This window comes from Sinorhizobium sp. CCBAU 05631 (genome assembly GCF_002288505.1).
Lineage (GTDB): Bacteria > Pseudomonadota > Alphaproteobacteria > Rhizobiales > Rhizobiaceae > Sinorhizobium > Sinorhizobium fredii_C.
The window spans coordinates 3310423-3324443 of sequence record NZ_CP023063.1; the positions used below are offsets into that span (position 1 = coordinate 3310423).

At 64.5% G+C, this 14021-nt stretch carries 11 protein-coding genes and 1 pseudogene; 5 read left to right on the forward strand and 7 right to left on the reverse strand.

The window, feature by feature from the left end:
• The first annotated feature begins 112 nt into the window (after positions 1 to 112).
• A complete protein-coding gene (locus SS05631_RS16170) occupies positions 113 to 592 on the forward strand; it encodes a chemotaxis protein CheW (RefSeq protein ID WP_037417621.1) in 480 nt (159 codons plus the stop codon).
• A 3-nt stretch (positions 593 to 595) separates the two neighbouring features.
• Positions 596 to 1814, forward strand: a pseudogene (locus SS05631_RS16175) (PAS domain-containing methyl-accepting chemotaxis protein); the annotation flags it as partial.
• A gap of 91 nt (positions 1815 to 1905) precedes the next feature.
• Here the strand turns inward: SS05631_RS16175 and SS05631_RS16180 are convergent.
• The 7 genes from SS05631_RS16180 to SS05631_RS16215 form a co-directional block, all read right to left on the reverse strand.
• Positions 1906 to 2136, reverse strand: coding sequence for a formate dehydrogenase subunit delta (locus SS05631_RS16180; RefSeq protein ID WP_037417624.1), 231 nt, complete (start codon positions 2134 to 2136; stop codon positions 1906 to 1908).
• A 20-nt stretch (positions 2137 to 2156) separates the two neighbouring features.
• Complete coding sequence (gene fdhD, locus SS05631_RS16185) at positions 2157 to 3071, reverse strand: formate dehydrogenase accessory sulfurtransferase FdhD (RefSeq protein ID WP_095678014.1); 915 nt, start codon at positions 3069 to 3071, stop codon at positions 2157 to 2159.
• Positions 3072 to 3079: 8 nt separating this feature from the next.
• Positions 3080 to 5959, reverse strand: coding sequence for a formate dehydrogenase subunit alpha (gene fdhF, locus SS05631_RS16190; RefSeq protein WP_037417672.1), 2880 nt, complete (start codon positions 5957 to 5959; stop codon positions 3080 to 3082).
• Positions 5960 to 6184: 225 nt separating this feature from the next.
• A complete protein-coding gene (locus SS05631_RS16200) occupies positions 6185 to 7741 on the reverse strand; it encodes an NADH-quinone oxidoreductase subunit NuoF (protein WP_037417674.1) in 1557 nt (518 codons plus the stop codon).
• Positions 7738 to 8217: a formate dehydrogenase subunit gamma gene (locus tag SS05631_RS16205; RefSeq protein WP_037417677.1), complete on the reverse strand. Its 480-nt coding sequence runs from the start codon at positions 8215 to 8217 to the stop codon at positions 7738 to 7740. The genes SS05631_RS16200 and SS05631_RS16205 overlap by 4 nt, the downstream gene beginning before the upstream one ends.
• Before the next feature lie 174 nt (positions 8218 to 8391).
• Positions 8392 to 9285: a LysR family transcriptional regulator gene (locus SS05631_RS16210; RefSeq protein ID WP_095678015.1), complete on the reverse strand. Its 894-nt coding sequence runs from the start codon at positions 9283 to 9285 to the stop codon at positions 8392 to 8394.
• Positions 9286 to 9529: 244 nt separating this feature from the next.
• On the reverse strand, positions 9530 to 10300 hold the full coding sequence (locus SS05631_RS16215; protein WP_037417684.1) for an SDR family oxidoreductase: 771 nt from the start codon (positions 10298 to 10300) through the stop codon (positions 9530 to 9532).
• 179 nt (positions 10301 to 10479) lie between these two features.
• On the opposite strand from SS05631_RS16215, the gene SS05631_RS16220 reads away from it, so the two are divergent.
• The 3 genes from SS05631_RS16220 to SS05631_RS16230 all read left to right on the forward strand — a co-directional run bounded on the left by SS05631_RS16220 (position 10480) and on the right by SS05631_RS16230 (position 14002).
• Positions 10480 to 11244 carry a DeoR/GlpR family DNA-binding transcription regulator gene (locus tag SS05631_RS16220; RefSeq protein ID WP_037417687.1) on the forward strand — a complete coding sequence of 255 codons (765 nt, stop codon included), beginning with the start codon at positions 10480 to 10482 and terminating at the stop codon, positions 11242 to 11244.
• A gap of 128 nt (positions 11245 to 11372) precedes the next feature.
• Positions 11373 to 12890, forward strand: coding sequence for a glycerol-3-phosphate dehydrogenase (gene glpD, locus SS05631_RS16225; protein WP_037417690.1), 1518 nt, complete (start codon positions 11373 to 11375; stop codon positions 12888 to 12890).
• 41 nt (positions 12891 to 12931) lie between these two features.
• Positions 12932 to 14002, forward strand: coding sequence for an ABC transporter ATP-binding protein (locus tag SS05631_RS16230; RefSeq protein WP_037417693.1), 1071 nt, complete (start codon positions 12932 to 12934; stop codon positions 14000 to 14002).
• Positions 14003 to 14021 lie beyond the last annotated feature (19 nt).

Here is a 14021-nt window from a genome sequence, read left to right on the forward strand (position 1 = left end):
AAAGCGCAAGGCGGGCTCCCCGCGCATGATGCGGCTTGCGCGTCGCCGGATGTCGTCGGCGGACCCCATCACCAAGTCGCGCCTTGCGGGCGCCGACGGCAAGGAGCTTTAAATGACAGGCACGTTGAAAACGGCTGGATTTGACGGCGAGACGCTGGAGATCATCGCGTTCCGCCTCCACGATCAGGAATTCTGCGTCAAGACGACGACGATCCGCGAAATCCGCGGCTGGGCGCCGTCGACGCCGATCCCGCATTCGCCGCCGGAAGTGATCGGCGTCATGAACCTGCGCGGCACGGTGATCCCGATCATTGACCTCGCCCACAAGCTCGGCATGAAATCGACCGTTGCCAACGAGCGCAGCGCCATCGTTGTCGCCGAAGTCCACAACATGGTGATCGGCCTTGTCGTCGACCGCGTCTCCGACATCCTGACGGTGCAGGGCAACCAGGTGCAGCCGGTGCCGGAAGTCACCGCTTCCTTCGACAAGAGCTTCGCGGAAGGCATCATCGCCAACGAGAGCGGCATGATCTGCTTCCTCAACCTCGCCCGCATGTTCAAGGAGCGTGAGGTGGAAGACCTCGCCGCCTGACGCGAGCCGAACTATGCCCGGACCGCCGAGTACAGCGAGTTCTGGAGGCGGCTTGCCCAGGGCGAGTTCATCGCCGGCGAATTCGTCCGCCATGGCAAGGGCGGCAAGGAGATATGGATCCAGGCCGCCTACAACCCGATCCGCGATCCGAACGGCAAGGTCTACAAGGTCGTCAAGTTCGCGACCGATGTCAGCGAACGCATGGCGGCGATCAACACGCTCGGCGCCGGCCTGCGGTCGCTGGCGGAGGGCGACCTGACCCGGTCACTGGACACGCCATTCGTGCCGAGCATGGAGGCCGTGCCGCAGCGACTTCAACGATGCGGTCGTCCGCCTCTGTCGCGCCATGCAAACGGTCGGCGAAAACGCCGGTGCGATCGCCGGGGGCGCACGCGAGATCCGATCCGCCGCCGACGACCTGTCGAAGCGGACCGAGCAGCAGGCCGCATCTGTCGAGGAAACGGCCGCGGCACTCGACGAGTCACTACCACCGTCGCCGATTCGAGCCGCCGAGCCGAGGAAGCCGGCCTGCTCGTTGCAAAGGCGAAGGATGGAGCCGAACACTCGAAACTGGTCGTCCAGAACGCCATCGGCGCGATGGACCAGATCGCGCAATCGTCGCGAAATCAGCAACATCATCGGCGTCATCGAGGATATTGCCTTCCAGACCAACCTCCTGGCGCTCAATGCCGGCGTGGAGGCGGCGCGCGCCGGCGAGGCCGGCAAGGGCTTCGCGGTGGTGGCGACCGAAGTGCGGGAACTGGCCCAGCGATCGACAAGCGCCGCGAAGGATATCAAGGCGCTGATCACCACCTCCGGCGAGCATGTCCGCAACGCGTCTCGCTGGTCGGACAGACGGGCACGGCAGGTCCAGGAGATCAACCTTAACGTCTCGGCGATCGTCGAAGCGGCGCGGGAACAGGCGACGGGCCTCAGGGAAATCAACCAGGCGGTCAACGCGATGGATCAGGCAACGCAGCAGAACGCAGCCATGGTGGAGGAAAGCACCGCCGCAAGCCACGCCATGTCGCGCGAGGCAGAGGCTCTCTACGACCTTCTTCGGCAATTCCGCATCGGCCAGGCTATGGCCGGTCGTCCGGCCGAAGTGCACGCCGAGACTTCCGCCTCACCGGCTCGGCTACGCGCGCCGAGGGCGGCAAGAGGCGTCCAAAAGGGAAACCTCGCGGTCGTTTCGGCTGCCGAAGGCTGGCAGAATTTCTGAGCGCACCCCCCCGAACTTCGCGCTCGAACAAGGGAAGGCGGCACCTGTGCCGCCCTCCCTTGCCGGTTAAATGCCTGATATTGCTGTTGGCCTACGCCGCTTCCGGCTTCCGGATCTTCGGTGCTGCTTCCAGCACCAGCGGGTTCAATCCCTCGCCGCCGTGCTCGATGTGCTCGAACAGCTTGCGACGCATCCGCGACTCCCAGTATTTGTTGATATGCGTCGCCACGCCCTGCGCCGCCTCATGCGCCGGTTGGCTCTGAAAGAAGGTGGCAATCTGGTTCGCCATGTAGATGAGCTTGGCGTTGGTACTTGCAGACATCGGCGACAGCTCCGCTTCTCTCAAAATGGTTCAGAGCGAGAGGCGCGCGGGGAGAACGGCGCCCGCTCCTCCTCGTCCCGCTCCAAGCGCTCGGGGTGGGTGAAAATTTCGAACTCGTCGCCGCGCACCAGCGCGATCAGCGTCATGCCGGCCTGCTCCGCCGTGCGGATGGCAAGCGCCGTCGGCGCCGAAATGGCAATGATCACCGGGCTTCCGGTGATCGCCGTCTTCTGCACCATCTCGACGGAGACCCGCGAGGTGACGACGACGGCGCCTTGGTCGCCCCTGAAGCCGGCCAGCGCGGCGGCCCCCGTCAGCTTGTCGAGCGCATTGTGGCGGCCGACATCCTCGCGAACCGCTATCAGCCCCCGGCCCGGCACGTAAAAGGCAGCACCATGAACGGCGCGCGTTTCTAGGTGCAGGGGCTGCTGACCGTTGAGCATCCCGACGGCGCGGACGACATCCTCATCGGAAAGCCGCAGCGACGAACCGGAAACATCTGGCGTCGTCCGAACCGCCTGCTCGATCGATTCGATACCGCAAAGGCCGCAGCCGACAGGCCCCGCCATATGGCGGCGGCGCAGGCGCAACGCCTCGTTCTGCTCGTCCCGGAGGCGAATCTGCAGGTCGATGCCCTTGTCCTCGGCGATGACCTCGACGTCGTCGATCTGGTCCGGGTCGGTGATGATGCCTTCGGTCAGGCTGAAGCCGACGGCGAAATCCTCGAGATCGGCGGGCGTTGCCATCATCACCGCATGCGTCGAGCCGCCATAGGTGAGCGCGATCGCCGTCTCCTCCGGCACGAGGCGCGATTGCGAGACGAGCACGCCCGCCCGCCGCGCCACTTCCGGAACCTTCGCCGTCGTCGTGAAGCGGCTCCTTTCCGCCGCGCCGACGGTGGCGGCTATGGGAGGCGGGCGTCGTTTTCCTGCCATCGCGCTTCCTACTCCGCTGCCTCCAGCTTGCCGGCAATCCGCCGCGATTGGCGGGCCTGCTCGTCATAGTCGAGCTGCCAGTCGGTCGGACCGTTCGAGGGCGAGACCTGCACCGCCGTCACCTTGTATTCCGGGCAGTTGGTCGCCCAGTCGGAGAAGTCGGTCGTGATGACGTTCGCCTGCGTCGTCGGGTGATGGAAGGTGGTGTAGACGACGCCCGGCGCGACGCGGTCGGTGATCAGCGCCCGGAGCGTCGTGTCGCCCGAGCGGCTGGCAAGCCGGACCCAGTCGCCGTCGCGGATGCCGCGCTGCTCCGCATCGTGCGGGTGGATCTCCAGCCGGTCCTCCGGGTGCCAGACGACATTGTCGGTACGCCGCGTCTGGGCGCCGACATTGTAGTGGCTGAGAATACGGCCGGTGGTGAGCAGCAGTGGGAAGCGCGGGCCGGTCTTCTCGTCGGTCGCCACATATTCGGTACGGATGAACTTGCCCTTGCCGCGCACGAAGCCGTCGACATGCATGATCGGCGAGCCGAGCGGCGCCTTTTCGTTGCAGGGCCACTGCACCGAGCCCATCTTGTCGAGATAGTCATAGGAGACGAGCGCGAATGTCGGCGTCGTTGCGGCGATCTCGTCCATGATCTCGGACGGATGACCATAGTTCCAGTCCAATCCCATCGCCTGGGCGAGCTTCTGCGTCACCTCCCAGTCGGCATAGCCGTTCTTCGGCCGCATCACCTTGCGCACGCGGTTGATACGGCGCTCGGCATTGGTGAAGGTGCCGTCCTTTTCGAGGAAGGTCGAGCCCGGCAGGAAGACATGCGCGTAGTTGGCCGTCTCGTTGAGGAAGAGGTCCTGCACCACGACGCATTCCATTGCCGCGAGGCCGGCGGCCACATGCTTGGTGTCCGGATCCGACTGCAGGATGTCCTCGCCCTGGATGTAGATGCCCTTGAAGGTGCCGTCGACCGCCGCGTCGAGCATGTTCGGGATGCGCAGACCCGGCTCGTTGTTGAGTGTCACGCCCCAGAGCTTCTCGAAGGTTTCGCGCGTGGCGTCGTCGGATATGTGCCGGTAACCTGGCAGTTCGTGCGGGAAGGAGCCCATGTCGCAGGAGCCCTGCACGTTGTTCTGGCCGCGCAGCGGGTTGACGCCGACACCCGGCCGGCCGATGTTGCCGGTCACCATGGCGAGGTTGGCGATCGCCATCACCGTGGTCGAGCCCTGGCTATGCTCGGTGACGCCGAGACCGTAATAGATGGCGCCATTGCCGCCGGTGGCGTAAAGGCGCGCTGCACCGCGCACCAGTTCAGCCGGGACGCCGGTATGGGCCTCGGTCGCTTCCGGGCTGTGATAGGGCTCGGCCACGAAGGCGGCCCAGTCCTCGAATTCCGACCAGTCGCAGCGCTCGCGAATGAAGGCTTCATCGGCAAGGCCCTCGGTGACGATGACATGGGCGAGTGCCGTCAGGATGGCGACGTTTGTGCCCGGCTTGATCGGCAAGTGGTACGAGGCTTCGACATGGGCCGAGCGGACGAGGTCGATCCGGCGCGGGTCGATGACGATCAGCTTGGCGCCCTCGCGCAGCCGCTTCTTCAGCCGCGAGGCAAAGACCGGGTGACCGTCGGTCGGGTTGGCGCCGATGATGATCGCGACGTCGGTGTGCTCGACGCTGTCGAAATTCTGCGTGCCGGCGGAGGTGCCGAAGGTCTGGTTGAGGCCGTAGCCGGTCGGCGAATGGCAGACGCGGGCGCAGGTATCGACATTGTTGTTGCCGAAACCGGCGCGCACCAGCTTCTGCACCAGATAGGTCTCCTCGTTGGTGCAGCGCGACGAGGTGATGCCGCCGACCGAATCGCGGCCGTACTGGTACTGGATGCGGCGGAACTCGGAAGCCACATGGGCATAGGCCTCCTCCCAGGTCACCTCGCGCCAGGGATCGCTGATCTTGTCGCGGATCATCGGATTGAGGATGCGGTCCCTGTGGCTGGAATAGCCATAGGCGAAGCGGCCCTTGACGCAGGAATGGCCGCGGTTCGCCTGGCCGTCCTTCCACGGCACCATGCGCACCAGCTCCTCGCCGCGCATCTCCGCCTTGAAGGAGCAGCCGACGCCGCAGTAGGCGCAGGTGGTCACGACCGAATGCTCCGGCTGGCCGATCTCGATCACCGACTTTTCCGTCAGCGTCGCCGTCGGGCAGGCCTGCACGCAGGCGCCGCAGGAGACGCATTCCGAGGAGACGAAATCCTCGCTCATGCCGGCGGAAACGCGCGAATCGAAACCGCGGCCGCTGATCGTCAGCGCGAAGGTGCCCTGCACTTCCTCGCAGGCGCGCACGCACCGCGAGCAGACGATGCATTTCGCCGGATCGAAGGTGAAATAGGGGTTGGATTCGTCCTTCGGCGCCCATTGGCGATTGATCTCGCCGTTGTTGCGCGCCTTGACGTGGTTGGACCCGTCATAGCCATAGCGCACGTCGCGCAGGCCGACGGCGCCGGCCATGTCCTGCAGCTCGCAATCGCCATTGGCCGCACAGGTGAGGCAGTCGAGGGGGTGGTCGGAAATATAGAGTTCCATAACGCCGCGACGAACGTCCTTGAGGCGCTGCGTCTGGGTCGAGACGCTGATGCCCTGTGCGACTGGCGTCGTGCAGGAAGCCGGCATGCCGGCCCGGCCCTCGATCTCGACTAGACAGAGGCGGCAGGAGCCGAAGGCATCCATCATGTCCGAAGCGCAGAGCTTCGGCACCTCGATGCCCGCTTCCATCGCCGCCCGCATGATCGACGTGCCTTCTGGCACGGTGATCTCCTGCCCGTCGATCGACAGCGTCACCAGCTTTTCGGACTTGGAAGCAGGAGTGCCGTAATTGATTTCATGAACGAGAGACATTCTGGGCCTCCTGAGAAATTGCGTTCAGCGAGGGCTCGCCCCCCTCTGCTTTCCCGGGCATCTCCCCCATAAGGGGGGAGAATGGATGTGGCACGTTCTGCATCCACACCGGAGAATTCCACCCGCAGAATCGTTTTGGCGGGAGCGGGCGGCCAGCCGCGAGTCGATGTCCCCCCTTGTGGGGGAGATGCCCGGCAGGCCAGATGGGGGTGTTCGCCGCGTTCATCATTCCGCAGCCTCCACCACCGGCGCGGGCTCGAAATCCTCCGGGAAATGTGTCATGGCGCTCATCACCGGATAGGGCGTGAAGCCGCCGAGGGCGCAGAGCGAGCCGAACTTCATCGTGTTGCAGAGATCGGCGAGCAGTTCGCGGTTCTTCTCCGGTTCGATGCCGGCAGCGATCTTGTCCGCCACCTCGACACCGCGGGTTGAGCCGATGCGGCAGGGCGTGCACTTACCGCAGCTCTCGACGGCGCAGAACTCCATGGCGAAGCGCGCCTGCTTCAGCATGTCGGCCGTGTCGTCGAAAACCACGATGCCGGCATGGCCGATCAGCCCATCTTTCGCCGCGAAGGCCTCGTAATCGAACGGCGTATCGAACAGCGCCCGCGGGAAATAGGCGCCGAGCGGACCGCCGACCTGCACCGCTTTAACCGGTCGGCCGCTTGCCGTGCCGCCTCCGATCGCGTCAACGATCTCACCGAGAGTCAGGCCGAACGCCGTCTCGTAGAGGCCGGCATGCTTGACGTTGCCGGCGATCTGGATCGGGATCGTACCGCGCGAGCGGCCCATGCCGAAATCGCGGTAGTAGGCGGCGCCCTTCTCGAGAATCACCGGCACCGAAGCGAGCGAGATGACGTTGTTGATGACCGTCGGGCAATCGAACAGACCCTTGTGGGCCGGCAGCGGCGGCTTGGCGCGCACCAGCCCGCGCTTGCCCTCGAGACTGTTCAACAGCGACGTCTCCTCGCCGCAGACATAGGCGCCGGCGCCGGTCCTGACTTCCATGTCGAAGGCATGCGCCGAACCGAGAACGGAGGTGCCGAGCACGCCGGCGGCGCGCGCGACCTCGATCGCAGCGCTCATCGCCGCGATCGCATGCGGATATTCTGAGCGGGTGTAGACGTAACCCTTGGTGGCGCCTGTTGCGATGCCGGCGATTGCCATGCCCTCGATAAGCACGAAGGGGTCGCCCTCCATAATCATCCGGTCGGCGAAGGTACCGCTGTCGCCCTCGTCGGCATTGCAGACGATGTATTTTTGCGGCCCCGCCGTTTCGAGGACGGTCTTCCATTTGATGCCGGTCGGGAAGCCGGCACCACCGCGACCGCGCAGGCCGCTTTCGGTAACTTCGGCGACGATCGCCGCCGGCGCCAGCGAGACGGACTTCTGAAGACCGCACAGGCCCCCATGGGCGCGATAGTCGTCGAGCGACAGGGGATCGATGACTCCGCAGCGCGCGAAGGTCAGCCGCGTCTGGTTCTTGAGGAAGGGGATCTCTTCCGTCTTGCCGAGGCAGAGCGCATGCGCGTCGCCCGAGATGAACCCGGCATCGAGGAGCGAGGCGACGTCGCGGGCCCTCACCGGACCGTAGCCAATGCGCCCCTCGGCGGTTTCGACCTCGACTAGCGGTTCAAGCCAGTGCATGCCGCGCGAGCCGTTGCGGATGATCGTTGCGTCGAGGCCGCGCGCCGCGACCGCCTCGGCCATTGCTGCCGCCACCTTTTCGGCGCCAAGGGCAATCGCTGCGGCATCGCGTGGAATGTAGATCTTCACGGTCATCGGCGTGCCTCCGCGACCAGCGCCTCGAGCTCCGCATCGTCAAGCCGCGCATACACCTCGCCATCGAGCATCGCCGACGGCGAGCAGGAACAGAGCCCGAGACAGTAGACCGGTTCGAGCGTCACGGCGCCGTCCGGCGTCGTCTCGTGGAAATCGATGCCGAGCAGCGCCTTGGCGCGCTCGGCAAGCCGATCGCCGCCCATCGACTGACAGGCCTCGGCACGACAGAGTTTCAACACATGCCGTCCGGCCGGGTGCTCGCGGAAATCGTGGTAGAAGGTGACGACGCCGTAGACTTCGGCACGCGACAGGTTGAGTTCGCGGGCGATCACCGGCAGGCATTCCTGCGGCACATAGCCGAACTCGTCCTGGATCTCGTGCAGGATCGGCAGAAGCGGGCCTTCCAGTCCCTTGAGTTCGCCGACGATCGCCAGCGTGCGCTCGGTCACGTCTGCGCGCGGCAGATGAATATTCACCCGAAGAGCCCTCCCGGCTCGCGGCGCATCGAGGTCTTGCTTGGACCGCCACGCCAGATTTCATAGTCTGTTGCAGAGATCGGAGCCTCTTCGCCTCTGCGACAGGCAATAAGCTTCGCGCTTAAGGGCAGACGGGTCAATAATGCTGTTCCGTCGATCGATAGAAAAAATCTATTAAACGGCATTGCGCTCGCTGAGCATGCGTGCCTCGTGCAGCAAGGCCGAGACCAATGGCGTAAACGGCTCACGATAGGTCGCCACCAGGCCGACCGTGTGGCGCACGTCGGGCTCGACGATCGGAATCAACCGGATATCCTGAGGAAACCCGAAGGATTTCGCGACGTTATGAGGCATGATGCTCGCCCAGCGTCCTGTCCTTACGTGGGAAAAGAGGACGATCATCGAGTTCGATTCGAGCGTTGGGCTCGCCACCGCGCCGGCTTCGGCAAAATGCTGATTGATGATGCGCCGGTTCTGCATGTCGGCCGTCAATAGACAAAGCCGAATATTGCTAACCTCCTTCCAGGTCACGCTTTCGCGATCGGAAAGCGGGCTCTCGGCGGCGGTAACCAGATGATATTGCTCGATCTGAAGCGGCACGCTAGTGACGCGGCCGAGCGGTTCGTTCTCCAGATAGGTCAGTCCCGCGTCGATCTCGAGATTTTCGAGCAGCGCCAGGATCTGCAGCGACGTGGTCGAAAGTACCGAAAAGGTGACGTCGGGATGCTTCTCCTGAAAGGGAGCGGTGATGAGCGGCACCATGGAAAGCGTCGTCGGGATGGCGGCGAGGCGGATGTGGCCGGAAAGGCCCTTGCGCGCCGCGCGCATCTCCTCGCGCATGGTGCGCGTATCGCCGACGATCCGCCGCGCCCATTCCAGCACCCGCTGGCCCTCCGGCGTCAGCCCCTGAAAGCGCGAGCCGCGATTGACGAGAATGACGCCGAGCTGGTCCTCGAGCTGGCGGATCGCCGCCGACAGCGTCGGCTGCGTCACGCCGCACTCTTCCGCCGCGCGACCAAAATGCCGTTCGCGGGCAAGGACGAGGAAGAATTCCAGTTTGTCGATCATTTCTCGGCCTTAGAAATCGCTGCTGGCGACAGCCCCTCACCCTAGCCCTCTCCCCGCACGCGGGGAGAGGGGACCGGAATCGCCCGGCTTGTCCCTTCTGCCACGCGCCGAAGCCGCTTGCTCCTTCTCCCTGAGTGCGGGAAAGAGGGACCTCAACGGCGCGGCATATCCCTTCTCTCCGCATGCGGGAAGAAGGTGCCGGCAGGCGGATGAGGGGCGGAACCGCGCACGACTCGCGCAACTCCTAGCAGATCAACTGCCCACCATTCACCTCCAGCACCTGGCCGGTGATATAGCCGGAAAGCGCATGCGAGGCGAGGAAGAGATAGGCAGGGGCGCAATCCTCGGCGGTTCCGAGCCGTCCGAGCGGAATCGACCTGCGCGTCGCCTCCAGCTTGTCGGGCGTCGAATAGCGCTCGTGGAAATCGGTGGTGATCGTGCCGGGCGAGACGCAATTGACGCGGATGCCTTCCGGTGCCAGTTCGCGCGCCAACGCCTTGGAATAGGTGGCGATGAAGGCCTTTGTAGCGGAATAGATCGACGAACCGGCGCTGCCGCCGGAGCGCGCCGAGATCGACACCGTATTGACGATCGCCGGATGCGCGCCCTTGCGTAGGAGCGGCAGCATCGCCCGGGTCATCTCCACGACCGAGGTCTGATTGAGCTGGACGATCGTCCGGTATTCGTCGTCGGTCAAATCAGCAGCCGGAAAGCGGCCGACCATCGTGCCGGCATTGTTGACGAGAACGTCGAGGCTGTCGAAACGGCTCCTCACCTCGTCGGCAAGGGACTTGACGCCCCGGGGGACGAGAAAATCCGCCGCCGCGAGAAACGCCCTGCCCTCCCCCGCCGCCAGGTCGAGAAAATCGGGGCGGACATCGGAAAGCGTCCGGCCGACATGGACCAGCACGCGCGCACCGCAATCGAGGAACTCCCGCGCAACCTCGAGACCAATGCCCCGGCCGGCGCCGGTCACCACCACCTTCATGCCCTTGAACAAGGCCGGATGATACATGGGCTTGCCTACCTCCCTCTCGGAAAACCACGCTGGCGCATCGCATGACGGATTGCAATGGTTGGCCGCGGCGATTGCTGCAGTCGAACTGCCAAACCGCAACCAAGCGCTGATTCTGAAATTGCGCTGCTTTCGTTTTTGCATATTATGAAAGCAAACGAAAGCAGAGGGAGCGAAGCATGTATCTCAGCGGACGGCAAGCGGAGATCCTGGAACTGGCCAAGGCCGAGGGCCGGGTGCTCGTCGAGGAACTCGCGCAGCGTTTCTCGGTGACGCCGCAGACGATCCGCAAGGACCTGAACGACCTCTGCGATGCCCGGGTCCTGAACCGCATCCATGGCGGCGCGATCTTTCCGAGCGGCAAGGAGAACGTGAAATACGACGCGCGCCGCCAGATCGCCGCGTCGGAGAAACAGGCGATCGGCCGAGCCGCCGCCGCCCTCATCCCCGACAACGCCTCGCTCTTCATCAATATCGGCACCACCACCGAAGCGGTCGGAGAAGCGCTTCTCGACCACAAGGAACTGATGGTCATCACCAACAATATCAATGTCGCCAATCGGTTGCGGGTCTTCCCCTCGATCGAGGTGGTGATCGCCGGCGGCGTCGTGCGCGGTTCGGACGGCGGCATCGTCGGCGAGGCGGCGGTCGATTTCATCAGGCAGTTTAAGGTCGATTTCGCGGTCATCGGCGCCTCCGCGATCGACCACGACGGCGCGCTTCTCGATTTCGACTATCGCGAGGTGAAAGTCGCACAGGCGATCATCGCCAACGCCCGGCACGTCATCCTCGTGTCCGATTCCACGAAGTTCGAACGCACCGCGCCTGTGCGGATCGGCCATATCTCCCAGGTCCAGACCTTCATCACCGACCGGTGCATCATTGAAAACGTTCGCAAGATCTGTTCCGAGCAAGGGGTCAAGCTGGTCGAAACCGAGGCTTGAGCGCGCCGGCGGGCTGCGGCGAGATTCGGGAAACATTCGTTTGACATTCGAAATGTTTTCATTTTAACTGCCTTCACTTTCGCGATGACATAAATTTGTGCATTGCGAAAAGTGGAGGGGCAATCGCGGTGTCAGAGCAGGCAATCTTCGACGTCTTTGTCATAGGCGGCGGCATCAACGGATGCGGCATTGCGCGTGATGCGGTCGGCCGGGGATATTCGGTCGCCCTTGCCGAAATGGACGACTTCGCCTCCGGCACCTCGTCCGGCTCCACCAAGCTCATTCATGGCGGCCTGCGCTATCTCGAGCATTACGAGTTCCGGCTGGTGCGCGAGGCGCTGATGGAGCGCGAGGTGCTCTGGGCAATGGCGCCGCATGTCATCTGGCCGATGCGCTTCGTTCTACCCTATCACAAGGGCGGCCTGCGGCCGGCCTGGCTGATCCGCCTCGGCCTCTTTCTTTACGACCATATCGGCGGCCGCAAGCTGCTGCCGGCGACGAGCACGCTGGACATGACCCGCGATCCGGCCGCCGCGCCGCTGAAGCGCCTCTTCGCCAAGGCCTTCGAATATTCCGACGGCTGGGTCGACGATGCCCGGCTGGTGGTGCTGAACGCCCGCGATGCCGCCGACCGCGGCGCAAGGATCATGGCCCGCACCCGCGTCGTCTCGGCCCGCCGCGGCGACGGCCGCTGGGTGGTCGAAACCGAGGACGCGCTTACCGGCAAGCGCGAAACGGTGCGCGCCCGTCTGCTCGTCAATGCCACCGGCCCCTGGGTCGACCGAGTGCTCGCCGATGCGATCGGCAAGAACGACGTCCACAATGTCCGCCTGGTCCAGGGCAGCCACATCGTCCTGAGAAAGAAGTTCGACGATCCGCGCGCCTATTTCTTCCAGAACCCGGACGGACGGATCATGTTCGCCATTCCCTACCAAGACGATTTCACCCTGATCGGCACCACCGACCGGGATTTCACCGGCAATCCGGCCGAGGTGCGCATCAGCGACGCCGAGATCGATTATCTCTGCAGATCGGCGAGTGAGTATTTCAGCGATCCGGTGACTAAGGACGACATTGTCTGGACCTATTCGGCGGTCCGCCCGCTCTATGACGACGGGGCAAGCAAGGCGCAGGAGGCGACGCGCGACTATGTGCTGCGTCTCGAAGGCCAGACCGGCCAGGCGCCGCTCCTCAATATCTTCGGCGGCAAGCTCACGACCTACCGGCGGCTGGCCGAAGCGGCACTCGATAAGATCGGTGAAGCGATCGGGGCCAAGGGCGGCAAGTGGACGGCCGGATCGCATCTGCCGGGCGGCGATTTTCCGGCTGCGGGTTACGATGCCGAGGTCTCCAAATTGAAAGCGCACTATCCCTTTCTGGCGGCTTCGCATGCCCGCCGACTGGTGCGCCTGTATGGCACGCGCGCGAAGCAGCTTCTCGACAATGCCGCAAGCGAGGCCGATCTCGGAAGGCGCTTCGGAGCCGATCTCTATGCGGCCGAGGTCGATTGGCTCATCGCACAGGAATGGGCATTGCGTGCGGAGGACGTGCTTTGGCGCCGGACAAAGCTGGGACTGAAGCTGTCGCGGGCGGAAGTAGCGGAGCTGGAGGAATACATGCGGGACGCGGCCAGCGCCGCCGCCTGATGTCCTGCAACTGAAATGCCGATGGCTGGGTGGAGAATTCGATGCTTGCAATGAAGAACATATCCAAGGTCGTGGGCGGGGAAACGCATATCCACCCGACCGACCTTGTGCTGGAGCGCGGGTCGCTCAACGTGCTGCTCGGCCCGACGCTGTCGGGCAAGACGTCGCTGATGCGGCTGATGGCTGGCCTCGACAAACCGGCCTCCGGTTCGATCCATTTCGACGGCGCCGACGTCACCGGCGTGCGGGTCCAGCAGCGCTCCGTCGCCATGGTTTACCAGCAGTTCATCAACTATCCGGCGATGACGGTCTACGACAACATTGCCTCGCCGATGCGGATCAAGGGTGTCGACAACGCCACAATCGACCGGGAGGTCCGCAAGGCCGCCGAGCTCCTGAAGCTCACCCCCTATCTCGACCGCACGCCGCTCAATCTCTCCGGCGGCCAGCAGCAGCGCACCGCGCTTGCCCGCGCCATCGTCAAGAATGCCGACCTGGTGCTGCTCGACGAGCCGCTCGCCAATCTCGACTACAAGCTGCGCGAGGAACTGCGCGAGGAACTGCCGAAGATCTTCGCGGCTTCCGGCGCGATCTTCGTCTATGCGACGACGGAACCTTCGGAAGCGCTGCTGCTCGGTGGCAATACCGCCGCCTTGAGCGAGGGCCGCATCACCCAGTTCGGCAGCACCATCGACGTCTACCGCCGCCCGGTGGACATCGTCACCGCCCGCACCTTCGCCGATCCGCCGCTCAACACGATCGCGCTGGTGAAAGCCGGCTCCCATTTCACGCTCGAAGGTAAGCCGGTGCTTTCCGTTCCCGCGCATCTCGCGGCTGTTGCCGACGGGCCGTGCACGGTCGCCTTCCAGCCGCACCACATCTCTCTCGACCACCCCGACGGCAGTGGCAATCCGCTCACCGTCAAGACGGCGATTTCCGAGATCGCCGGGTCGGAAAGCTTTATTCACGTCGGCTTCGCCGATGCGCGCTGGGTCATGCTGGCGCCCGGCATTCACGACATCGAACCGGACGCGACCCTCGAGGTCTTCGTCGACACCCGCCACCTGATGGCCTTCGGGCCGGACGGCCGGGCGACCGGCGGGACCGCGTAAAGGGAGGCGCTGGGAGGAG